Origin of the sequence: Actinokineospora bangkokensis (genome assembly GCF_001940455.1) — a bacterium.
In the GTDB taxonomy this organism is placed as follows: domain Bacteria; phylum Actinomycetota; class Actinomycetes; order Mycobacteriales; family Pseudonocardiaceae; genus Actinokineospora; species Actinokineospora bangkokensis.
This window is the reverse complement of sequence record NZ_MKQR01000009.1, coordinates 137703-158832: the sequence shown is the minus strand read 5'-3', so window position 1 is coordinate 158832 and position 21130 is coordinate 137703. Positions and strand designations below refer to the sequence as shown.

Genomic DNA, 21130 nt, shown 5'->3' with positions numbered 1-21130 from the left:
CCGGACACCGGTGCGGGGCGCTGGTCGTCGGCTCAGGTCCGGACAGCGACCAACTGGGGCGCGGCCACGGCGAACCGGGCGGTGACGGTGGTGCCGGAGTCGGTGTCGAGCGCGACGGCCGTGGCGAGGGTGCGCATGATGCCCAGCCCGCGCCCCCGGAAGGACGCGGGGTCGTGCACCGGGGGGCGCCACCGCCCCTCGTCGCTGATGCTGACCAGCAGGCCGTCGTGGTCGAGGTCGAGGTCGACCACGACGGGACCGGGGACAAGACCGCGGTAGCCGTGCTCGACGCTGTTGGCCACGGCCTCGTCGACGGTGAGCAGGACGTCGCTGGTCAGGCCCGCGGGGGCGCCGCGATCGCGCAGCCACGCGGACACAGCGCGGCGCACCCCGCCCAGCTCGGCGGAGTCGGCGCGCACGACGATGTGGAGACCGGAGGTGCCCATCGAGGTGCTGTTACCCACTTCGCCCGGATTTCACACCTGCCCCTCGTGAAGTCACCCGGGTCCGTCCGCACCCCACTGCCCCCACGGGGTCGCGCCCGCGCTGACCAGGCCTTGCCGGGGGGTCACCGCCGGGCGAGGACCGGGTGCGGCACCTGCCGGTACGCCCGGACGGAGGCGAACGCCAGCCACCCCAACCCCACGACCACGGCCACCCACAGCAGCAGCACCCCCACCGGGGCCCCACCGGTGGCGGCGCCACCGGCGAACCCCAGCAGCACGACGACCCCGGCCACCCGGGAAGCCGCCCCCACGACCCCGGCGGCGGTGAAGCAGGCAGCCGCCAAGCACAGGAACCCCACCCCGCCGAACGCCAGGTGCAGCACCCCGCTGGCGGAGGCCCCCTCCGGCGCGCCGGGCGGGAACCCGCCCACGGGATCGGGCCGGAACACCCCGCTCAGCACCAAGCACACCCCGTACACCGCGAGCAGGGCGCCGGTGGCGCGCCGGGGCAGCGCCCGCCAGAAGCCGTACGCGGCCGCGAGCACCATGAGCCCGGTCAGGACGAAGTTGAGGATCTGCAACCAGCCGCCGTCGCCCAAGGTCAGCAGGCTCAGGGCGTGCTTCGACAGGTCGAAGCCGGGGCGGGTGAGGGCGAGGACCAACCCGAAGACCAGGTAGAAGACGGGCGCCACGACGCCCCAGCCGAGCAGGGACCTCGTGACGGCCGCGGCGCCGTCGAAACCGGGTCGAGACGCCATGGCGCTCTCCTTCTTCGCAGGTGAGGGGAAGTTTTGCACTGAGGAGGGCAATAGTAAACCGGTGAGTGCAGCACCTCGGGCGGGGGGCGGTAGGGTGCGGTGTGCCCGCATCCTCGACCGACCCGCGCGTGGCCCGGTCCCGGGCGGTGATCACCGCGGCGGCGGCCGAGCACTTCCTGCGCGTGGGCTACCTGGCGGCCAACGTGGACGAGATCGCGGCCGAGGCGCGGGTGTCCAAGCGGACGATCTACAACGTCGTGGGGGGCAAGGAGCAGCTGTTCCGCGACGTGGTGGCCGAGGTGCTGGGCACCGCGGCGGCGTTCGCGGGGGCGGCGACGCGGGAGCTGGCCGACACGCCCGAGACGCTGCTCGACCTCGCGGAGCGGTTGGCCGCGGTGGTGCACGCGCCGCGCGTGCTGCGGTTGCGCAGGCTGCTCATCGCCGAGGCGGGCCGCTTCCCCGACCTGGCCCGGGAGTACTACGAACGCGGCCCCGGCCGCGTCATGACGACGCTGTCGGCGGCGTTCCGGGACTACCACGGCCGCGGCCTGCTCGCCGCCCCCGATCCCGACCTCGCCGCCGAGCACTTCGCGTTCCTGGTGCTCGGCGCCTCCCTCGACCGGGCCCTGTTCACCGACGAGCCGCCGCAGCCGGGCCGGGCGCGGGCGGGCGCGGAGGCGTTCCTGCGCGCCTACCGCCCCTGACCCGCTCCAGGCCAGGGGCGGTAGGCGGCGGCGATCACCCCGACGCCAGCGCCGACAGCACCGGGGTGCGGGTCGCGCGGCGGGCGGGCAGCAGCGGGGCGAGCACGCCGATCAGCACCGTCACCGCGACGAACACCGCCATCCGGCCCCAGGGCACGACCACGGCCACGCTGTCCTGCCCCACGACCGCCGCCGCGCCGATCGCGCACCCGGCCACCAAGCCGATCGCGGCGCCGAGCAGCGAGACCAGCACCGCCTCCAACCACAGCACCGCGCCGACGCCCCGGCGGCTCAACCCCACCGCGCGCAGCAGCCCGATCTCCCGCGTCCGCTCCAGGGTGGACATCGCCATCGTGGTGAACACGGCCAGCGCGCCGATGAGGACGGACACGCTCAGCAGCGCGTAGAGGATGTTCAGCACCAGCATCAGCGGCGCCACCGCCTGCTCCTGGTACTCCTCGCGGGTCATCACCACGGCCGTGGGGTTGCCCAGCGCGGCGCGCACGCCCGCCTGGACCGCCGCCAGCCTGTCGCGGTCCACTCCGATCAGGATGGTGTCCGGGTGGTCGTCGAACGCGGCTCCCCCGAACCCCGTGCCGCCCACCACCGCGTCGTGGTCGAAGCCCTCGGGCATGTCCACCACTGCCGCCACGCGCAGCCGCACGGGCTCGCCGGAGCCCGCCAGCGACCCGCTCACCCGCGAGCCCACCGACCACCCGTGCGCGCGGGCCTGGGGCGAGGCCACGGCGATCGCACCGTCGAGGTCGTCCAGCGACCCGGACACCACGGCCATCGGCACCAAGGCCCCGACCCCGCGCGGGTCCACGGAGGCGATGTCGAGCGCCGACTCCCCCACCCGCACGTACCCGGTGGTCACCTGGGTCACCGCGCGCACCCCGGGCACGCGCCGGACCTGCTCGACCATGCCCTGCCCCAGCTCGGCGAAGGGCAGCGCCTCCACCCGCAGGTCCGCGCGGTCGCCCAGCGCCACCCGCGCCCGGTCCGACTCGGCCACGGAGGCGATCGGCACGGTGACGGCCGCGCAGGAGGCGAGGCCGATCATCAGCGCGCCCGCGGTGGCCGCCGTGCGGCGCGGGTTGCGGCGGGTGTTCTCCACCGCGATGGTGCCGAGCACGCCCGCGACCCCGCCCAGCGGCCGCCGCAGCAGCGCGGTGAGCTTCGTGCCCAACCACGGCGTCAGCACGACCAGCCCGATCAGCAGGACGGGTGCCCCCAGGTACATCAGCTCGTAGGACTGCGTCGACGCCGCCACCACGGCCGCGCCCAGCCCGGTCACGACGACGCCCGCGGCCGTGCGGCGGCGCAGCGAACGCCGGTCCGGCGGCAGTTCCGCGCGCAGGGCGGCGATCGGCGGCACGGTGGCGGCCCGCCGGGCGGGCACCCACGCCGCCACCACCGTCACGGCGATGCCCACCCCCACCGCGGCCAGCGCCGCCGTGGGGGTGAACACGGGCACGTCCGGCGTCGGCCCGTCCGTCACCTCGAACAACCTGCCCATCGCCACGGCGCCCAGGACGCCGAGGGCGTAGCCGGGGACGGTGGCGGCCAAGCCCGCCACCACCGCCTCCGCCAGCACCGAGCGCAGCACCGTCCTGCGGGACGCGCCCACGGTGCGCAGCAGCGCGTGCTCGCGGGCGCGGGCGGCGGTGAGCATCGTGAAGGTGTTGCCCACGAGGAAGGCGGCGATGAACAGCGCCAGCCCGGCGAACGCCAGCAGGATCGTGGTCACCTTGTCCGAAGAGGACAGGGACCCGTCGAGGTCGGCGCCGCTGAGCACCTCCAGGTCGTCGGGCACGACCTCGCGCAGCGCCGCCCGGAGGTCGCCCGCGCCCGGGGCGGCGACCACGTCGACGGCGGTGTAGGAGTCGGGCGCGGGCCCGAACAGCGCACGGGCGGTCGCCCCGTCGAAGGCGGTCATCGTGCCGCCCGCGGTGATGCGCGCGTCGACGGCGGTGAACTCACCGACGACGGCCAGTTCGCGCGCCTCCCCGGCCACGACCACGCGCACGCGCTCCCCCACGCGGTACCCGGTGCGCTCGGCGGTGTTGCGGTCCAGCGCCACCTCCCCGGCGCGCTCGGGCGCCCGGCCCGCGGTGAGGGTGTCGACGGCGCCGGTGAAGGTGACCCCGCCCGCGTACCCGGGCGGGCCGACGAGGTCGCCCTCGCGGTCGACGACGAACGCGCGCCCCTCGGAGATCGGGCGCGCCGCCGCCACCCCGGGAACCCCGCCCACCGCGCGCACGAGGTCGTCGGTGACGGGTGTGTCGACCCGCAGCGGGCTGATCCGCACCGCGACGTCGGGCGGGGCGGTGGCGCGCAGGCCCTCGGCGGTCTCGCGCACGGCCTGCCCGTAGAGCAGGGCCGCGACCACGAGCCCGACACCGAGGACGACGCCGAGGAAGGGCAGCACGAGCCGGGTGCCACCGGCGCGCAGCGAGTTCACGGTCAAGCTCGCCATCAGCCGCGCACCTGCTCGTCGTCGAAGCGGCGCATGCGGTCGAGCACGCTGTCCGCGGTGGGGTAGGGCATCTCGTCGACCACCCGCCCGTCCGCCAGGAACAGCACCCGGTCGGCGTACGCGGCGGCGGCCGGGTCGTGGGTCACCATGAGCACGGCCTGGCCCCACTGCCTGCTGCACTCGGCGAGCAGGGCCAGCACCCGCGCGCCCGAGCGCGAGTCCAGGTTCCCGGTGGGCTCGTCGGCCACCACGATGTCCGGGCGGGTCACGACCGCCCGCGCGCACGCCACCCGCTGCTGCTGGCCGCCGGAGAGCTCGGCGGGCCGGTGGTCCAGCCGGTCGCCCAACCCCATGACCTCGACGACCCGGTCGACCCACGCCCGGTCGGGGCGCTTGCGCCCCAACGACAGCGGCAGCAGGATGTTCTCCGCCGCGGTGAGCGTCGGCAGCAGGTTGAACGACTGGAACACGAACCCGATCCGCTCGCGCCGCAGCGCGGTCAGCCCGTCGTCGTCCAGCGACCCCAGGTCCACCCCGCCGACGCGGGCGCTGCCCGACGACGGGGTGTCCAGCCCCGCCAGGCAGTGCAGCAGCGTGGACTTGCCCGACCCGGACGGCCCCATCACCGCGGTGAACTCCCCGCGGCGGAACCGGGCCGACACCCCGTCGAGCGCGACCACGGCGGCCGACCCGCTGCCGTGCACCTTCCCCAACCCCACCGCCTCGGCCACCACAGCGCCCGGCGTCCCCGTCTCCCCTGCCATCTCCCGCTCCCCGATCGTCGCGTCCGCACCGCGTCCCGGTGCTGGGGACGATCGTGCTGCGGGTGCGGGGTGCGGCGGATCGACCGCGCGGTCGAGCGGCCTGGGCCCGGTCTCAACCGAAAGGTTGAGGCCGCGCGGGCGGCGCTGTCGTAGCGTGGCCGCATGGTCGGGATGATCGCGCGGCTGAGCGTGCCGCAGCGCGTGCTGGTGGGGGCGCTCGTCCTCGCCGCGGCGTTCGTGGCCCTGGTCGAGGCGCAGACCGCGGGGGTGGTGCAGACCAAGGTCGGGTACCTGGTGTGCGCGCTGCTGCCGGTGGCGCTGCTGCTGCGCGGGGAGATGACCGTCGGCAGCGTCGTGCTCCTCGGGGTGCTCTCGGTCGGGTTGACGGCGGCGTGCGTGCTCCTGGAGGGCGGGTCGGAGAACACCTTCGGGCTCGTCGAGGCGGCGGGCATCGGCTGGGTGGTGGTGCAGGTCGTCGTGCAGCACCGGCCGCGCCGGGCGGTCCCGGCCGCGCTGCTGCTGGCCTTCGCCCTCGGGCTGCAACCGCTGCGGCTGACCGGGGAGGACGAGTCGCTCATGGCGCTCCTCGGCGCCGCGCTCGTGGCCGGGGCGGGGTTCCTGCTGCTCATCGGCTCGCAGCTGCGGCTGCGCGAGCGCCACCGCGCCGACGCCGACGACCTGGCCAGGCAGAACCAGCGCCTCGACCACGCCAGGGACCTGCACGACTTCGTCGCCCACCACGTCACCGCGATCGTCACCCAGGCCAAGGCGGTGCGCTTCGCCGCGGCGCAGGGGGCGCCGCCGTCGCCGGAGCAGCTGGACGGGATGCTCGCGGCCATCGAGGACGCCGGGTCCCGCGCCCTGGTGTCGATGCGGAACATGGTGGCCGTGCTGCGCGACGACCACCGGGCGGCCACCCCCCGGCACCGCACCCTGGGCGAGGTCGTCGCGGCGGCCGTCGAGGGCTTTGCGCCCGCGGGCCCGCGGGCCGTGGCGCGCCTGGGCGCGGGCGTCGCGGACCGGCCGCTGCCGCCCGGCACGCTGGACGCCGCGCACCACGTGGTGCAGGAGTCGCTGACGAACGTGCTGCGCCACGCGACCGGCGTCAGCCAGGTGGAGATCGGCGCGCACCTGCGCCCCGGCGACCGCGTGGAGGTCACCGTGACCGACGACGGGTCCGCGGCCGGACCCGCCTCCGCGGGCGGGCACGGCCTGGTGGGCCTCACCGAGCGGGTCGGGGCGGTCGGCGGCACGCTCACCGCGGGCCCCACCGGGTCCGGCTGGCGCGTGGCGGCGGTGCTGCCCGCGTGACGACCGTGCTCATCGCCGACGACCAGGAGATGGTGCGCTCGGCGTTCCGGATGATCCTCGACACCCAGCCGGACCTGGAGGTGGTGGCCGTCGTCGCGGACGGCCGGGCCGCGGTCGACGAGGCCCGGCGGCTGCGCCCGGACGTGTGCCTGCTCGACATCCGGATGCCGGTGCTCGACGGCCTGGAGGCCACCCGGCTGCTGGCCGGGCCGGAGGTGGCCGACCCGCGCAACGTGCTCATCGCGACCACGTTCGACCTCGACGAGTACGTCCACCGCGCGCTGCACAACGGCGCCTGCGGCTTCCTGCTCAAGGACTCCTCGCCGAACCTGCTCGTCGAGGCGGTGCGCGCGGCGGCGACGGGCACCAGCCTGATCTCCCCGTCGATCACCGTGCGCCTGCTGCGCCACCTCGCCCCCGCCCGCGCCGAGGCGCCGCGGCTGGTCGAGCCGCTGACCGAGCGGGAGATCGCGGTGACCCGGCTGGTGGCCGAGGGCAAGACGAACGACGAGGTCGCCCGGTCCCTGTTCGTCACCCTCGCCACGGTGAAGACGCACCTGGGCAACGTCCAGCGCAAGCTCGGCGTGCGCAACCGGGTGGAGGTGGCGGCCTGGGCGTGGCGGACGGGGTTGTGCACCCCCGGCTGACCCGCGCGTGCGCGCACGAGCCCGACCAGCCGGGGCGCACCACCGGAGTCCGGGCTACCAGGTCACCGGCAGCTCGTAGACGCCGTAGACGAACCCGTCGTGCTTGAACGGCACCTCGTCGAAGTCCGCGGCCAGCGCCAGGGTCGGGAAGCGGCGGAAGAGGGAGCGGTAGACCACCTCCAGCTCCAGCCGGGCCAGCGGCTGCCCGAGGCACTGGTGCACGCCGAAGCCGAAGGCCAGGTGGTGGCGGGCGGGGCGGGTGATGTCGACCCGGTCGGGGTCGGGGAACGCCTCCGGGTCGCGGTTGCCGATCTCGTTGGGCAGGACGATGCCCTCGCCCGCCTTGATCAGCTGCCCGCCGACCTCGAGGTCCGCCAGGGCCAGGCGCCTGCGCCCGCCGTGGGTGATGGTGAGGTAGCGCAGCATCTCGTCCACCGCCCGCCGGGCCACCCCGGGGTCGTCGGAGTCGCGCAGCAGGGCCAGCTGCCCGGGGTTGCGCAGCAGCAGGAGCGTGCTCAGGCCGATCATGTTCGCGGTGGTCTCGTGCCCGGCGATGAGCAGCAGCACGGCCATGTCGGTGACCTCGTCGACCGACAGCTCCCCCGCGGGCACCCGCTTGCCCAACGCGGACAGCAGGTCGTCGCGCGGGTGGTCGACCTTGGCCTCCACGAGCCCGCGCAGGTACCGGCCGAGGTTGCCCATCGCGGCCGTGCGCTCGTCCGGGGTGGACCCGCGGTTGATCAGGACGCGGGTGTTGTCCTGGAAGAAGTCGTGGTCGTCGTAGGGCACGCCGAGCAGGTCGCAGATCACCAGCGACGGCATCGGCAGCGCGAAGGCGCGCACCAGGTCCACCGGGTTCGGCCCGGCGGCCAGCTCGTCGAGCAGCCCGTCGACGACGCGCTGCACCGCGGGGCGCATCGCCTCGACGTTCTTGATCGCGAACGCCGAGCCCACCATCCGGCGCAGCCGCGCGTGCTCGGGGTCGTCCATGCCGATGAAGCTGAGCGACTTGCCCCGGCCCGGCGCCTGGCCGGGGTAGTCCGGGTGGGTCATGTCCGCGCTGACCCGCGGGTCGCGCAGCACGGCGCGCTGGTCGGCGTGGCGGGTGACCAGCCACGGGGTGCTGCCGTCCCAGATCCGCACCCGGCTCACCGGTCGGTCGCGCTGGAGCTCGCGCAGCGGGGGCGGCGGGTCGAACGGGCAGCCCGCGGCGCGCGGCATCGGGTAGTCGGGGACCTGCTGCGACGGGTCGGCCGTGGACGTCATCTGACCTTCTCTCCTCGGGCTGGGTCGGGGCGGTGCGCGCGGCCTACCCGTGCACCTCGATGGCCCCCGCCGGGCACACCTCGGCGGCCTCGCGCACCGCCTCGTGCAGCGCGGTGCCGGGGGTCTCGTCGAGCAGCACGACGATGCCGTCCTCGTCGCGCTGGTCGAACACGTCGGGCGCGGCGAGCACGCAGGACCCCGCGCCGCAGCACTTGTCCTGGTCGACGGTGACCTTCACGGTGTCATCTCCGATCGGTGGTGGGGCCTGTCCGCTGCCCGCGGCGGCGTTGTCGCCCTGCTGGCCGCAGGGCGTCCCCTGGTTCTGCTTGCGTGTCGGCCCTGATACGGAAAGTCAACAGACCGGGTCGAAGTAAGTCAAGCAGCTGACTTAGATACCCCGCACCCGGTACGCTCCGCCCCCGGGCCGCCGGTGCGCGGCCCGCTCGCCCCCGTCCCGGGGTCCCTACTGCGGAAGGCTCGACGATGCCCGCTGGGCACTCCCCCACCACCCGGGTCACCAACCCCGCCGCGGTCGTCGCGGTGCTGGCGTTCGGCGGCATCACCGTCTCGCTCATGCAGACCGTGGTGATCCCGCTGGTCCCGCGCCTGCCCGAGCTGCTGTCCGCGGACCCGGGCGACACCGCGTGGGCCATCACCGCGACCCTGCTGGCCGCAGCCGTGGCCACGCCGACCGTGGGGCGCCTCGGGGACATGTACGGCAAGCGCCGGATGCTGCTGGTGAGCCTGGTGGTGCTGGTCGCGGGGTCGGTGCTGGCGGCGCTGAGCTCCACGCTGGGCCCGATGGTCGTGGCCAGGGTGCTCCAGGGCGCGGCCTCCGGGGTCATCCCGCTGGGCATCAGCATCATGCGCGACGAACTGCCCGCCGAGCGGCTGGGCTCGGCCATCGCCCTGATGAGCGCGTCGCTGGGCGTCGGCGGCGCGCTCGGGCTGCCCGCCTCGGCGCTGCTGGTCGACCACCTGGACTGGCACGCGCTGTTCTGGCTCGCCTCCGCCCTCGGCGCCGTCTGCCTGGTGCTGGTCGTGGTGCTGGTGCCGGAGTCGCCGGTGCGCGGCGGCGGCCGGTTCGACCTGCTCGGCGCCCTCGGGCTGTCCGCGGCGCTGATCATGCTGCTGCTGGCGATCTCCAAGGGGTCGCAGTGGGGCGCGGCGACGAACGCCGCGCTCTACGGCGGCGCGGCGCTGGTGCTGGTCGCGTGGGGCTGGTGGGAACTGCGCACGCCCGCGCCGCTGGTCGACCTGCGCACCTCGGCGCGCCGCCAGGTGCTGCTGACCAACACCGCCTCGGTGGTGTTCGGCTTCGCCATGTTCGCCCAGTCGCTGGTGCTGCCGCAGGTCCTCCAGGTGCCCACCGCGACCGGCTACGGCCTCGGGCAGTCGCTGGTGGTCGTCGGCCTGGCCATGGCGCCGTCCGGGTTGGTCATGATGGCCATGTCCCCGCTGACCGCCCGCCTCTCGCGCGCGGCCGGGCCGCGGGTGACCCTCGCCGCGGGCGCGGTGGTCGTCGCGGTGGGCTACGCGCTCGGCATCGTGCTCATGTCCCAGGTGTGGCACCTGGTCCTGGTGTCGTCGGTGATCGGCGCGGGCATCGGGCTGGGCTACGGCGCCATCCCCGCCCTGGTGATGGGCGCGGTGCCGGTGTCGGAGACCGCGGCGGCCAACAGCTTCAACGCGCTCATGCGCTCCATCGGCTCCTCGGTGAGCAGCGCGGTGGCGGGCGCGGTGCTGGCGGGCATGACGGTGTCCCTGGGCCCGGTGGACCTGCCGTCCCAGGCGGGCCTGCGGGTGGTGCTGGCGATGGGCTCGGGCGCCGCGGTGCTCGCCGCCGCCATCGCGCTGCTGATCCCGCGCTCCCCCTCGGTCAAGCCCGCGGAGCAACTGGCCGAGCCCGCCACCGCCTGATCACAGCACCAGCGACACCCCGGTGGCCGTCACCACGGCGGCCACCCCCAGGTCGACCACCCGCCACGCGGTGGGCTTGGCGAGCACCCCGGACAACCCGCGGGCGCCGAAGCCGAGCGCGCTGAACCAGGCCGCGCTGGCGAGCACGGCACCGGCGCCGAACCACCACCGCTGGTCGCCGAACCCCGTCGACGCCGTGCCGAGCAGCAGCACGGTGTCCAGGTAGACGTGCGGGTTCAGCCAGGTGAGCGCCAGGCAGGTCGCGACCACCCCGGCCGAGCCAGCGCCCACCACCAGCGCGGCGGGGCGCACCGCGCGCCGGACCGCCAGCACCCCGTACCCGATGAGGAACGCGGCGCCCACCCAGCGCACGACCTCCAGCACCACCGGCCAGGCCATGAGCGCCGACCCGACCCCGCCCACGCCGAGGGCGATGAGCAGCGCGTCCGAGGCCGCGCAGATGGCCACGACCACCGGCACCCGCTGGCGCAGCACCCCCTGCCGCAGGACCAGGGCGTTCTGGGCGCCGATGACGACGATGAGCGAGAGTCCGGTGCCGAGCCCGGCGAGCACTGCGTTGAGCACGGCGACGACGTTAAGGACGCGCAAAGGGTAACACCAGCTCAAGTTTCTTCAGTATCGTCAGCAGCCGTGATGCTCGACCCCGAGTGCGTGCGCACGCTCCTGGCCGTGGTGGACGAGGGCACCCTCGACGCCGCGGCGAAGGCCCTGCACGTCACCCCGTCCGCGGTCAGCCAGCGCATCAAGCAGCTGGAGCAGCGCACGGGCCGGGTGCTGCTGGTGCGCGGCAAGCCCGCCCGGCTCACCGAGCCCGGCGAGGTGGTCGCCCGGCACGGGCGGGCGCAGGCCCTGCTGGACCACGACACCCGCGTCGCGCTCGGGCTGCTCGACGAACCGGCCAGGATCGCCGTGGCGGTCAACGCCGACTCGCTGTCGACCTGGTTCCGCCGGGCGATCGCGGCCCTGGCGGGCACCGACGGCGTGGTGCTGACCGTGCACCGCGACGACGAGGGCCACACCGCGGACTGGTTGCGCCGCGGGCAGGTCATCGCCGCGGTGAACACCGACCCCACGGTCGTGCAGGGCTGCCGCTCGACCCCGCTGGGCAGCATGCGCTACCACGCCGCCGCCACGGCGTCCTTCGCCGCCCGCAGGCTGTCCGAGGTGGACGGACTGGCCGCGGCACCGGTCGTCGCCTTCGACGAGAAGGACCGGTTGCAGGACGCGTTCTGCCGCGCCCGCACCGGCAAGCCCGCCTCCGACCACCGCCACTTCGTCGCCGACAGCCACGCGTTCGAGGAGGCGGTGTCGGCCGGGTTGGGCTGGGCGATGCTCACCGAGCACCAGGTCCGGCGCTACCCCGACCTCGTGCTGCTGGCGCCCGACCACCCCGTCGACGTCCCGCTGCACTGGCAGCAGTGGAAGCTCGACTCCCCGACGCTGTCCGCGGTGGCCGCCGCCGTCACCTCGGCAGCGCGCGCGGAACTGCACTGGGACCCCGCGCGGGCCTGATCACACCGCCCTGAACACACCGCCGCCCCCGCTCCGGGGTCCGGAGCGGGGGCGGGGTGCGCGGTGTCAGGCGTCCAGGAGCGCGCGGACGCGGTCCTCCCCCACCGCCAGCAGCAGCGTGGGCAGGCGCGGACCGGTGTCGCGGCCGATGAGCAGCTGGTAGAGCAGCACGAAGAACGAGCGCTGCGCCGCCTTGAGCTCCGGCGTGGGCTTCTTGAGGTCGCGCGGCAGGCCCAGCATGTCCTTGGGGACCCCGTAGACCAGGTCGGTCAGGCCGTCGAGGGTCCAGTCCCGGCTCAGCTCGTCGAGGAACAGGCCCACCATCTTGCGCTGCTCGTCGTCCATCCCGGCCAGCAGCTCGCGGTCGGGCTCGGCGCGCACGGCGGTGTGCTGGTCGGCGGGCATGTACTGCTCGACCCAGGTGGCGGCCAGGTCCAACCGGGGGCGCACCTGGTCGAGGTCGACCAGGTCGGTGTCCACGCCGCGCAGGATGCGCAGGGTCTGCTCGGGGTCGCCGGTGGTGATGTCGACGACCGAGGCCAGCGTGCGGTAGGCCAGGTGGCGCTCGGTGTCGGGCAGCTCCCGCTCGGCGGTGCGCGCCGAGCGGGCGTGCGCGGACCGGTCGCCCGCGGTGGCGGTGCCCGCGGCGACGCGCGCGGTGAGGCTGTCCCACTCGTCGTAGAGCCGGTGGATCTCCTGGTCGAAGGCGATCTTGAAGGACTGGTTGGGCTTGCGCCGGGCGTAGAGCCAGCGCAGCACCGCGGGCTCCATGATGGACAGGGCGTCGCCGGGGGTCGGCACGGCGCCCGCCGAGCTGCTCATCTTGGCCATGCCGGTGATCCCGACGAAGGCGTACATCGGCCCGATCGGCTGCTCACCGCCGAAGATCTCCCCGACCAGGCGCCCGCCCACCTCGAACGACGAGCCGGGCGAGGAGTGGTCCACCCCGGACGGCTCGAAGTGCACCCCCTCGTAGGCCCAGCGCATCGGCCAGTCGACCTTCCACACCAGCTTGCCGCTGGTGAACTCCGACAGCAGCACCTCCTCGGCGTGGCCGCACTCGCAGGTGTAGCTCAGCCGGGTGGTCTCGTCGTCGTAGGAGGTGATGGTGGTCAGGTCGCGGCCGCACGCGGTGCAGTACGGCTTGTACGGGTAGTACTCCGCGCCCGCCGCGCCCGCGGAGGACCCGTCCGGGTCGTCCACCGGCTTCTTGGTGCGGTGCTTGGCCAGGATGGCGTCGATGTCCTTGCGGCGGCGCATGGCCAGCAGCACCTGGTCGCGGTAGGCGCCCGACCGGTACATCCCGGTCTGGCTGATGCCGCGGAACGGCACCCCCAGCTGCTCCAGCGCGGCCACCATGGGCGCGCGGAAGTGGTCGGCCCAGTTGTCGTACCGGCTGCCCGGCGGCGCGGGGACGGCGGTCAGCGGCTTGCCGATGTGCTCGGCCCAGGACGGGTCGACGCCCGCGGGCACCCTGCGGTAGCGGTCGAAGTCGTCCCAGGAGATCAGGTGCTCGACCGGCACGCCGCGGCGGGCGATCTCGTCGGCCACCAGGTGCGGGGTCATGACCTCGCGCAGGTTGCCCAGGTGCACCGGCCCGGACGGGCTCAGCCCGGAGGCGCAGACGACCCGCTCGGCCCCCCGCCGCCGCGCGGCCTCGACAACCTCGTCGGCGAACCGGGACACCCAATCCGCCTCTACCGCCTGATCCACTGGCCGACCAACTCCCTAACTCCGCACGTCGAGCGGCACCAGTATCCCGCCCACCGGGAAGCGGGCGCGGGCACCCCCGCGTGTGGTTTCGCCCGCTCGCGGGTTCGGGTATGCAGGCGTGGCACACCGCACCGATAGGAGCTCACGCATGCCGTCGAACGACCTCGCCCAGCAGCTGCTGCGCCTGCACCAGGAACCCGCCCTGCTCACGGTGGTGAACGTGTGGGACGTCATCAGCGCCAAGGTGGTCGCGGACGTCCCCGGCACCACCGCGCTGGCCACCGCCAGCCACTCCATCGCCGCGAGCCGGGGCTACCCGGACGGGGAGAACATCCCGGTGGCGGAGATGATCGCCGAGGTCGGCCGGATCGTGGCCGCGACGGCGCTGCCGGTCACCGCCGACCTGGAGGGCGGCTACGGCGACGCCCCGGAGACCATCCGCCGGGCCATCGACGTCGGTGTCGTCGGCGCGAACCTGGAGGACCAGCTCAAGCCGCTGCCCGAGGCCGCAGCGCAGGTGGCGGCCGTGGTGAAGGCCGCGGCCGACGCCGGTGTCCCGGACTTCGTGCTCAACGCCCGCACCGACGTGTTCGTCAAGAACCGCGACGGCGACCCCGACGCGCTGCTCGCGGAGGCCGTCGAGCGCGGCAAGGCCTACCTCGACGCGGGCGCCCCGGTGGTGTTCGTGCCGGGCAGGCTCACCACCGAGCAGGTGCGCGTGCTCGTCGACGCCTTCGGCCCGCAGAAGCTCACCACCATCGGCATCCCGGGCACTCCCCCGCTGACCGAGCTCCAGCAGCTCGGGGTGGCCAGGGTGTCCTTCGGCCCGCTGTCGCAGCAGGTCGCGCTGACGGCGCTGGCCGAGCTGGTGGAGTCGGTGCACACCGGCGGTGGCATCCCCGCGGGCACCCGCCCGCTGAACTGAGTTCGCGGCCGGGTCCGGGCGCCCGCGTCCGGTTCGGCGGTGGTGTGCGGTCCGCGCCCGTCGGGTACCGCCGTGGGGAACACCGAGAGCGGAGGAGCCCATGGTCCAGGTAAGCCGAACGTTCACCGTCGCCAAGCCGCTGCCGGAGGTGGGCGCCTACCTCAGCGACTTCTCCAACGCCGTGGAGTGGGACCCGGGCACGGAGTCCTGCGAGCGGATGGAGTCCGGCCCGGTGCGCGTGGGCGCGCGCTGGCACAACACGTCGAAGATCGCGGGCGTGGAGACCGAGCTGGTCTACGAGCTGGAGGAGCTGACGCCGGAGCTGATCCGGTTCGTGGGCCGCAACAAGACGGCGACGTCCACCGACGAGATCACCCTCGCCGAGGGCGAGGCAGCGGGCACGACGCGGATCACCTACCAGGCGACGATCGAGTTCCACGGCGCGGCCAAGCTCGCCTCGCCGATCGCCAAGGCCGTGTTCGAGAAGGTGGGCAGCGACACCGAGGACAGCTTGAAGCGCGTCCTCGGTGCCGTCCACGCCTGACCGGTCGCGCCCTGGCCCGGGTCCCCGGGCCAGGGCGCCCCGTCAGCGCCTGCGCAGGACCGACGCGAAGCGGCGGCGGGCCCGGACCGGCAGCGCGCCGGAGGTGACGTCGGACAGCAGCGACGCCACCGTCTCCTGCGCGCACGTGCGGTTGGCCCCGATGCCGCCGGAGGGCCCGCGCTTGATCCACCCCACCACGTACACGCCGGGGAGCCCCTCCACCCGGCCCGCGGTGTTCGGCACCGTGCCGGTGAGGTCGTCGAAGGGCAGCTCCGCGACCGGCGTCCCCTTGTAGCCGATGGCGCTGATGACCTGCCCGGTCGCGATCTCCACCCCGCCCGCGAGCAGCCCGCGCACCCCCGTCTCGCCGGTGATGGCCTCCGGCGGGCGGTGGAAGCTGAGCACGATCCGCTTGCGGTCGCCGCGCGGCGGCACCGACCAGTCCACGGCCTCGCGGGTGACCCCGCGCAGCACGCCCGCCTTGCCGGTGCCCTCGTCGATCGCCTGCCCCACCTGGGGGTCGTGGTCGTCGACCACCAGGTCGACGTCCGGGCGCGCGGTGAGCGCCAGCAGCTCCGGCGCGGTGTAGGCGGCGGTCGCCGGGCCGCGGCGGGCGACCAGCACGACCTCGCGGACCTTGCTGGAGCGCAGCCGGGCCAGCGCGTGCGGGGCGATGCTCGTGCCCGCCAGCTCCGCCGGGTCGGCGGTGAGGATGCGGGCCACGTCCAGCGCCACGTTGCCGGTGCCGACGATGACGACGCGCTCGGCGGACAGGTCCACCACGTCGGCGGGGACGTCGGGGTGGCCGTTGTACCAGCCCACCACCGTCGTCGCGGTGGTGCTGCCGGGCAGGTCCTCCCCCGGGATGCCCAGCCTGCGCGCGGACGCCGCGCCGACGGCGTAGATGACCGCGTCGTGCCGGGAGCGCAGCTCGTCCAGGCTCACGTCCTCGCCCACCTCCACGCCCAAGCGCAGCCGGACGCGGGGGTGGTCGTGGAAGCGGGCGAAGGTCTCGCCGATCATCTTGGTGGACGGGTGGTCCGGCGCCACGCCGAAGCGCACCAGCCCGCCCGGCACGGGGTGCCGGTCGAACAGCGTGACCGAGGCGCTGGTGTGCAGGACCAGGTCCTGCACCGCGTACATGCCCGCCGGGCCGGTGCCGACCACCGCCACGTCCAGCGCGGGCATGTCGCTGGGGATGTCGTGGGCGAAGGTCGGCTGGGACCAGGCGTGGAAGTTCGGCCCGTCGACCACCGGGCGGGCCCGGTCGGCGTAGTAGGCGGCGTTGATGTCGGCGTAGGCCGCCAGCGCCCCGGTCAGCTCGTCGATCGGGTGGATCGCGTCGACCGGGCAGGCGTCGGAGCACGCGCCGCAGTCGATGCAGGTGGCCGGGTCGACGTAGAGCATCTCCGCGGTGGCGAAGTCCGGCTCGTCCGGGGTCGGGTGGATGCAGTTGACCGGGCACACCGACACGCAGGTGGCGTCGTTGCAGCACGCCTGGGTGATCGCGAACGCCATGGCCGTCAGACGAGGTTGGCGCGGCGGTAGAACCGCAGGGCGGGCTTGGTCAGCAGGCCGCAGGAGTCGAGGAACTCCATCAGGCCCGCGCAGCTCGACCGCAGCACCGAGCGGTGGTGCTCGTTGCGCTTGGCCTCGCGCAGCGCCCGCTTGGCGTCGAGGCCCGCGGCGGCGTAGACGTCCTTGTTGATCATGCTGCTGACGATGAAGTAGGAGACGATCGAGATGACCAGGGCGTTCGCCTCGCGGCGCACCCGACCGGCCTCCTGCAGCCGCTCCTTGGTCTCGGCCCTGGCGAACTTCATGTGCCGGGACTCCTCGACCACGTGGATGTTGTTGATCGTGCGCACGAAGGGCACCACCCGCTCGTCGCGCATGCTGGCCCGCTGCATCACGTCCAGCACCTCCTCGGCGACCAGGATGGCGGCGTAGGCGGCCTCGCCGTTGGCGGTCGCGGCGAAGATCCGGCCCAGCTCCACCACCAGCCGCTGCGGCCGGTAGGCGGGCGCGCCCAGCTTCGCGGCGCCGCGGGCGAACATGATCGAGTGCCTGCACTCGTCGGCGATCTCGGTCAGCGCCCACTGGAACGCCGGGTCGGTCGGGTCCTTGGCGTAGAAGTCGCGCAGCACCATCTGCTGCAGGATCATCTCGAACCAGATGCCGGTGCTGGCGACCGAGGCGGCCTCCTGCCTGGTCAGCGCCTTGCGCTGGTCCTCGGTCAGCTCCGCCCAGTACGGGGTGCCGTAGAGGGTGCTCCACTCCGGGCTCATCCCGTGGTACGACGTGTCCAGCGGGGTCTCCCAGTCGACCTCCCGCAGGGGGTCGTACGAGAGCTTCTGCGCCGAGTCCAGCAATCGCCGCGCGGTCTCCGCGCGTGCGTCACCCGCCGGGCTGCGCTGCTCATCGATGCTGGTCACGACCGCCTCCTCACCTGTGACTCCGATTCACTATTACCAAAGGTAACATGTAACCCCGGGTCACACCAGAGGGCGCGGGGGGCGGAAAACCGGTTTTGTCGGCCCCCCTGGCTATGCTGGGATGCACAAGCGGGGAGCCAGTCCCCGCTTCGCGAGGTGGCTCGCGAGATCGTTCACGCGAGATCGCTCGGACCACATCGCTCGAACTGCATCGCTCGAACCAAGGGGGGAGGGGATGGTCGTGGCGGGCGTGCCCGAGAACCCGACCGGCACCGCGCAGCGCAGGCGGTCCGACGCCGCGCGCAACCACGAGCGCATCCTCGCCGCCGCGCTCGACGTCGTCCTGGAGGAGGGCGTCGGCGCACCGCTGGACCGGATCGCCAAGCGTGCCGGGGTGGGCAACGCGACGGTGTACCGGCACTTCCCGTCCCGGGAGGCGCTGATCCGGGACCTGGTCCTCGCCGCGGCGGTGCGCACCGCCGACACCGCCGAGGAGCTGGCCGCCGACGCGGGCGCCGACCCGGTGGCGGCCCTGCGGGCCGTGCTGCACCGGGCCGCCGACGGCCGCGTCAGCGCGGTCGGGTCCGCGGCGGGCGAGCCCCCGCCGGTGTGCGCGGCGGAGTTCGCCGCGGCCAACGACCGGCTGGTGGCCGCGCTGGGGCGGCTGCTGGAGCGGGGCCAGCGGCTCGGGCGGCTGCGCGGGGACGCGCGGGTCGAGGACGTGTTCCTCGGCCTGTGCAAGCTGAGCAGGCCGCTGCCGGGGACGAGCGCCACGGGCGTCGACGTCACCGCCCACCGGCACCTGGACATCCTGGTCGACGGCCTGTGCGCGACCAGCCCGACACCCCTGGTCGACGCGGTCGACCGGGTCGCGCCGCGCGGGGGCGCGGCATGACGCCCGCCACCGGGTAGACCACCAGCCCGACCGCCGGACCCGCGACGCAGCGGCCACCCCGGCCCACACTGACCACACCCCCGCGACCGCGCACCCGTGCCGCGCCGCGGTGGGAGCCCCTGAGGAGACACGACCGCATGAACGCCGACCCGAGCACGAACGCCGACGCGCCGGTGGCGCCACCGGGGCCGATGCCCCGGGCCACCGTGCTGCTCATCGGGACCCTGGTGCTGTCCGCCTTCGTGATGGTCCTCAACGAGACCATCATGAGCGTCGCGCTGCGCGACCTGACCGTGGAGCTGCGCGTCACCGCCACCACGGTGCAGTGGCTGACCAGCGGCTTCCTGCTGACCATGGCGGTGGTCATCCCGACCACCGGTTACCTGCTGGAGCGGTTCACCGCCCGCCAGGTGTTCACCGCCTCGCTGGCGCTGTTCAGCCTGGGCACCCTGATCAGCGCGCTGGCCCCGGGCTTCGCCGTGCTGCTGGCGGGCCGGGTCGTGCAGGCCTCGGGCACCGCGATGATGATCCCGCTGCTGATGACCTCGGTGATGCGGCTGGTGCCGGTCGACCGGCGCGGCGCGACGATGGGCACCATCTCCATCGTCATCGCGGTGGCGCCCGCCATCGGCCCGACGATCGGCGGCGCCGTGCTGTCCTCGCTGGGCTGGCGGTGGATGTTCTGGTTCGTGCTGCCGCTGGCGCTGGCGGCGCTGGCCGCGGGCGTGCGGCTGATGCGGCTGGAGTCGGGGTCCCGGGTGATCCCGCTGGACGTGCTCTCGGTGGTGCTCTCGGCCATCGGGTTCAGCGGTGTGCTGTTCGGCCTGGCGGCCATCGGCGAGTCCGCGCACGGCGACCCGGTGCTGCCGCCGTGGGCGCCGATCGCGCTCGGCGTGCTGGCCCTGGTGCTGTTCACCTGGCGGCAGCTGCGCCTGCAGCGCGACGACCGGGCGCTGCTCGACCTGCGGCCGTTCACCCACCGCACGTTCGTGGTGGGCGTGGTGCTCTCGGCGCTGCTGTTCATGGCCCTGCTGGGCGCCGCGGCGATCATGGTGCCGCTGTACCTGCAGACGGTGCTGGGCGAGAGCACGTTCGTCACCGGTCTGGCGATGCTGCCCGGCGGGCTGGCGATGGGCCTGCTCGGCAGGCCGGTGGGCAGGCTCTACGACCGCCTCGGCGCCCGCACCCTGATCATCCCCGGGTCGATCGCGCTGGCCGCGGCGCTGTGGCTGTTCGCCCTGCTCGGCCCGGGCTCGCCGCTGGTGGCGGTGATCGGCATCCACACCGTCCTCATGATCGGCATCGCGCTGATGATCACCCCGCTGATGACCGACTCGCTCAGCTCGCTCAGCGACCACCTCTACTCCCACGGCAGCGCCATCCTGTCCACCCTGCAGCAGGTGGCGGGTGCGTTCGGCAGCGCGGTGTTCGTCAGCCTGGCCACCCTGGGCAGCGCCTCGGACACCGGCATCCCGGACATGGCGGGCCTGCGCCTGGGCTTCGTGGTGGCCGGGTGCATCGCCCTGGCCGCGGTGGCGGTCGCCGTCCTGGCCGTGCCCAAGCGCCCGGCGCCGAACGCGGGAGCCGTGGACACCGAGGGTGAGGTCGGCAAGGTCGGGGAGGTCGGGGAGGTCACCGTCTGACCTCCCGCGTCCACCCGGGGACATCCACGCGGTCGGGCGTCCCCTCGTGACCACGGCCCCGCGCCACCGCGCCGGGGTCGTGGTCGTCCCTGCACCTCAGTGCGGCGGGGGGATCGTGGAGCCGTGCCGAGGTCTGGGACCTCGCGTGACAGCTGTCTAGGATCCCCGGTGTGCAGAGCCCGGCGGTGCGGCTGCTCGACGACTCCGAGCCCGACTCCGCGGCTCACGTCCGGACGAAGTGAGGACGCCGATGTCCCTGCTGTCCCGCCGCCCCGTCGCCGACGTCGTGGCCCGGGTGCTCGCCGCGGGCGCGCGCCGCGCCACGCCCCGTGCGCTGTTCCCCGAGATCCCCCGCCGCACCACCGGGACGACGATCCCCACCCGGCACGGCCCGCTGCCCGCGACGCTGTACCACCCGCCGGGGCGCCCAGGCGGTGCCTACGTCAACGCCCACGGTGGTGGCTTCGTCCTGGGCAAGCCGGACATGGATGACGCCCTGTGCCGGTTCCTGGCCGAGCACACCGGTGTGGTGGTGGTGAACGTCGACTACGTCCTGGCGCCGGGGCACCGCTTCCCCGCACCCTGCGAGCAGCTCTACGACGCCGCGGTGTGGGCGGCGGAGCCCGAGCGCGAGTGGGCGGGCTTGGGCGTCTGCGTGGGCGGGCAGAGCGCGGGCGGGTCGCTGGCGGCGGCCGCGGCCCGGTTGGCGCTGCGCGCGGGCGGCCCCGACCTCGCGTTGCAGGTGCTGCACTACCCGCCGCTGGACCTGGCGACCCCGGCTCGGGACAAGCCGGTGCCGCCCGGGACCCGGCCGATGCTGCGGCCGTGGATGTCGGAGGTGTTCGACACCGCCTACGTCCCCGACCCGGCCCGGCGGCGCGACCCGCTGGTCTCCCCCGCCTGGGGCGCCGACGTCGAGGACCTCACCGGGATCGCGCCCGCGGTGGTGATCACCGCCGAGCAGGACCTGCTGCGCGCCGAGGCGGTCACCTACGCGGCCCGGCTCGCGGAGGTCGGGGCCCTGGTCGACCACCACGACGTGCCCGGGGTCGACCACGGCTACGACCAGACCGGCGCCTCCCCCGGCCTCGTGCACGCCGCCTACTCCTACCTCGCGGGCAAGGTGTCGGACGCGGTCTCGGCGTAG

The 21130-nt window shown here is 74.5% G+C and carries 20 protein-coding genes; 10 read left to right on the top strand and 10 right to left on the bottom strand.

The genetic code is table 11. From position 1 onward, the window contains the following. Nucleotides 1-32 precede the first annotated feature (32 nt). Both BJP25_RS09260 and BJP25_RS09255 read right to left on the bottom strand, forming a co-directional pair. Nucleotides 33-446, bottom strand: a complete 414-nt coding sequence (locus tag BJP25_RS09260) for an ATP-binding protein (RefSeq protein ID WP_075974433.1) — start codon at nucleotides 444-446, stop codon at nucleotides 33-35. Nucleotides 447-568: 122 nt separating this feature from the next. After that, on the bottom strand, nucleotides 569-1204 hold the full coding sequence (locus tag BJP25_RS09255) for a DUF998 domain-containing protein (protein ID WP_075974432.1): 636 nt from the start codon (nucleotides 1202-1204) through the stop codon (nucleotides 569-571). A gap of 101 nt (nucleotides 1205-1305) precedes the next feature. Between BJP25_RS09255 and BJP25_RS09250 the strand changes: the two genes are divergently transcribed. Then, a complete protein-coding gene (locus BJP25_RS09250) occupies nucleotides 1306-1908 on the top strand; it encodes a TetR/AcrR family transcriptional regulator (protein WP_075974431.1) in 603 nt (200 codons plus the stop codon). 34 nt (nucleotides 1909-1942) lie between these two features. Here BJP25_RS09250 and BJP25_RS09245 read toward each other — a convergent pair whose 3' ends face one another. Beyond that, nucleotides 1943-4387, bottom strand: coding sequence for an ABC transporter permease (locus tag BJP25_RS09245; protein ID WP_075974430.1), 2445 nt, complete (start codon nucleotides 4385-4387; stop codon nucleotides 1943-1945). Further along, a complete protein-coding gene (locus tag BJP25_RS09240; RefSeq protein WP_075974429.1) occupies nucleotides 4387-5151 on the bottom strand; it encodes an ABC transporter ATP-binding protein in 765 nt (254 codons plus the stop codon). Before BJP25_RS09240 ends, BJP25_RS09245 begins: the two co-directional genes overlap by 1 nt. A gap of 162 nt (nucleotides 5152-5313) precedes the next feature. Here BJP25_RS09240 and BJP25_RS09235 point away from each other — a divergent pair, with 162 nt between their 5' ends. Both BJP25_RS09235 and BJP25_RS09230 read left to right on the top strand, forming a co-directional pair. Continuing rightward, nucleotides 5314-6462 (top strand): sensor histidine kinase, encoded by a 1149-nt coding sequence (locus BJP25_RS09235; RefSeq protein WP_075974428.1) that lies wholly within the window; start codon nucleotides 5314-5316, stop codon nucleotides 6460-6462. Continuing rightward, nucleotides 6459-7109, top strand: coding sequence for a response regulator (locus BJP25_RS09230; RefSeq protein WP_198943403.1), 651 nt, complete (start codon nucleotides 6459-6461; stop codon nucleotides 7107-7109). The genes BJP25_RS09235 and BJP25_RS09230 overlap by 4 nt, the downstream gene beginning before the upstream one ends. Before the next feature lie 54 nt (nucleotides 7110-7163). On the opposite strand, the gene BJP25_RS09225 is transcribed toward BJP25_RS09230, so the two are convergent. Then, nucleotides 7164-8375, bottom strand: a complete 1212-nt coding sequence (locus tag BJP25_RS09225; protein ID WP_075974427.1) for a cytochrome P450 — start codon at nucleotides 8373-8375, stop codon at nucleotides 7164-7166. 43 nt (nucleotides 8376-8418) lie between these two features. After that, complete coding sequence (locus tag BJP25_RS09220) at nucleotides 8419-8613, bottom strand: ferredoxin (protein ID WP_075974426.1); 195 nt, start codon at nucleotides 8611-8613, stop codon at nucleotides 8419-8421. A gap of 245 nt (nucleotides 8614-8858) precedes the next feature. On the opposite strand from BJP25_RS09220, the gene BJP25_RS09215 reads away from it, so the two are divergent. Continuing rightward, nucleotides 8859-10295 (top strand): MFS transporter, encoded by a 1437-nt coding sequence (locus BJP25_RS09215; RefSeq protein WP_075974425.1) that lies wholly within the window; start codon nucleotides 8859-8861, stop codon nucleotides 10293-10295. Here BJP25_RS09215 and BJP25_RS09210 read toward each other — a convergent pair whose 3' ends face one another. Next, nucleotides 10296-10880 (bottom strand): LysE/ArgO family amino acid transporter, encoded by a 585-nt coding sequence (locus tag BJP25_RS09210; protein ID WP_075974424.1) that lies wholly within the window; start codon nucleotides 10878-10880, stop codon nucleotides 10296-10298. A 69-nt stretch (nucleotides 10881-10949) separates the two neighbouring features. Here BJP25_RS09210 and BJP25_RS09205 point away from each other — a divergent pair, with 69 nt between their 5' ends. After that, entirely contained in the window at nucleotides 10950-11828 is an 879-nt protein-coding gene (locus BJP25_RS09205) for an ArgP/LysG family DNA-binding transcriptional regulator (protein WP_143218996.1), read from the top strand. 66 nt (nucleotides 11829-11894) lie between these two features. Here BJP25_RS09205 and lysS read toward each other — a convergent pair whose 3' ends face one another. Beyond that, a complete protein-coding gene (lysS, locus tag BJP25_RS09200) occupies nucleotides 11895-13514 on the bottom strand; it encodes a lysine--tRNA ligase (RefSeq protein ID WP_233157977.1) in 1620 nt (539 codons plus the stop codon). Between the two features lie 175 nt (nucleotides 13515-13689). Here lysS and BJP25_RS09195 point away from each other — a divergent pair, with 175 nt between their 5' ends. Together BJP25_RS09195 and BJP25_RS09190 are read left to right on the top strand one after the other, a co-directional pair. Then, a complete protein-coding gene (locus BJP25_RS09195; RefSeq protein WP_075974421.1) occupies nucleotides 13690-14466 on the top strand; it encodes an isocitrate lyase/PEP mutase family protein in 777 nt (258 codons plus the stop codon). 100 nt (nucleotides 14467-14566) lie between these two features. Then, complete coding sequence (locus tag BJP25_RS09190; protein ID WP_075974420.1) at nucleotides 14567-15010, top strand: SRPBCC family protein; 444 nt, start codon at nucleotides 14567-14569, stop codon at nucleotides 15008-15010. Between the two features lie 42 nt (nucleotides 15011-15052). On the opposite strand, the gene BJP25_RS09185 is transcribed toward BJP25_RS09190, so the two are convergent. Together BJP25_RS09185 and BJP25_RS09180 are read right to left on the bottom strand one after the other, a co-directional pair. Beyond that, nucleotides 15053-16528 carry an FAD-dependent oxidoreductase gene (locus BJP25_RS09185; protein WP_075974419.1) on the bottom strand — a complete coding sequence of 492 codons (1476 nt, stop codon included), beginning with the start codon at nucleotides 16526-16528 and terminating at the stop codon, nucleotides 15053-15055. Nucleotides 16529-16533: 5 nt separating this feature from the next. Continuing rightward, nucleotides 16534-17445 (bottom strand): AurF N-oxygenase family protein, encoded by a 912-nt coding sequence (locus BJP25_RS09180; protein ID WP_075974418.1) that lies wholly within the window; start codon nucleotides 17443-17445, stop codon nucleotides 16534-16536. 241 nt (nucleotides 17446-17686) lie between these two features. Here BJP25_RS09180 and BJP25_RS09175 point away from each other — a divergent pair, with 241 nt between their 5' ends. From BJP25_RS09175 to BJP25_RS09165, 3 genes are all read left to right on the top strand, one after another. Beyond that, a complete protein-coding gene (locus BJP25_RS09175; RefSeq protein ID WP_158075622.1) occupies nucleotides 17687-18340 on the top strand; it encodes a TetR/AcrR family transcriptional regulator in 654 nt (217 codons plus the stop codon). A 137-nt stretch (nucleotides 18341-18477) separates the two neighbouring features. Further along, on the top strand, nucleotides 18478-19983 hold the full coding sequence (locus BJP25_RS09170; protein ID WP_084793815.1) for an MDR family MFS transporter: 1506 nt from the start codon (nucleotides 18478-18480) through the stop codon (nucleotides 19981-19983). A gap of 250 nt (nucleotides 19984-20233) precedes the next feature. Next, the gene (locus tag BJP25_RS09165; protein WP_084793814.1) at nucleotides 20234-21130 is read left to right on the top strand and encodes an alpha/beta hydrolase fold domain-containing protein; all 897 of its coding nucleotides are present in this window, start codon (nucleotides 20234-20236) and stop codon (nucleotides 21128-21130) included.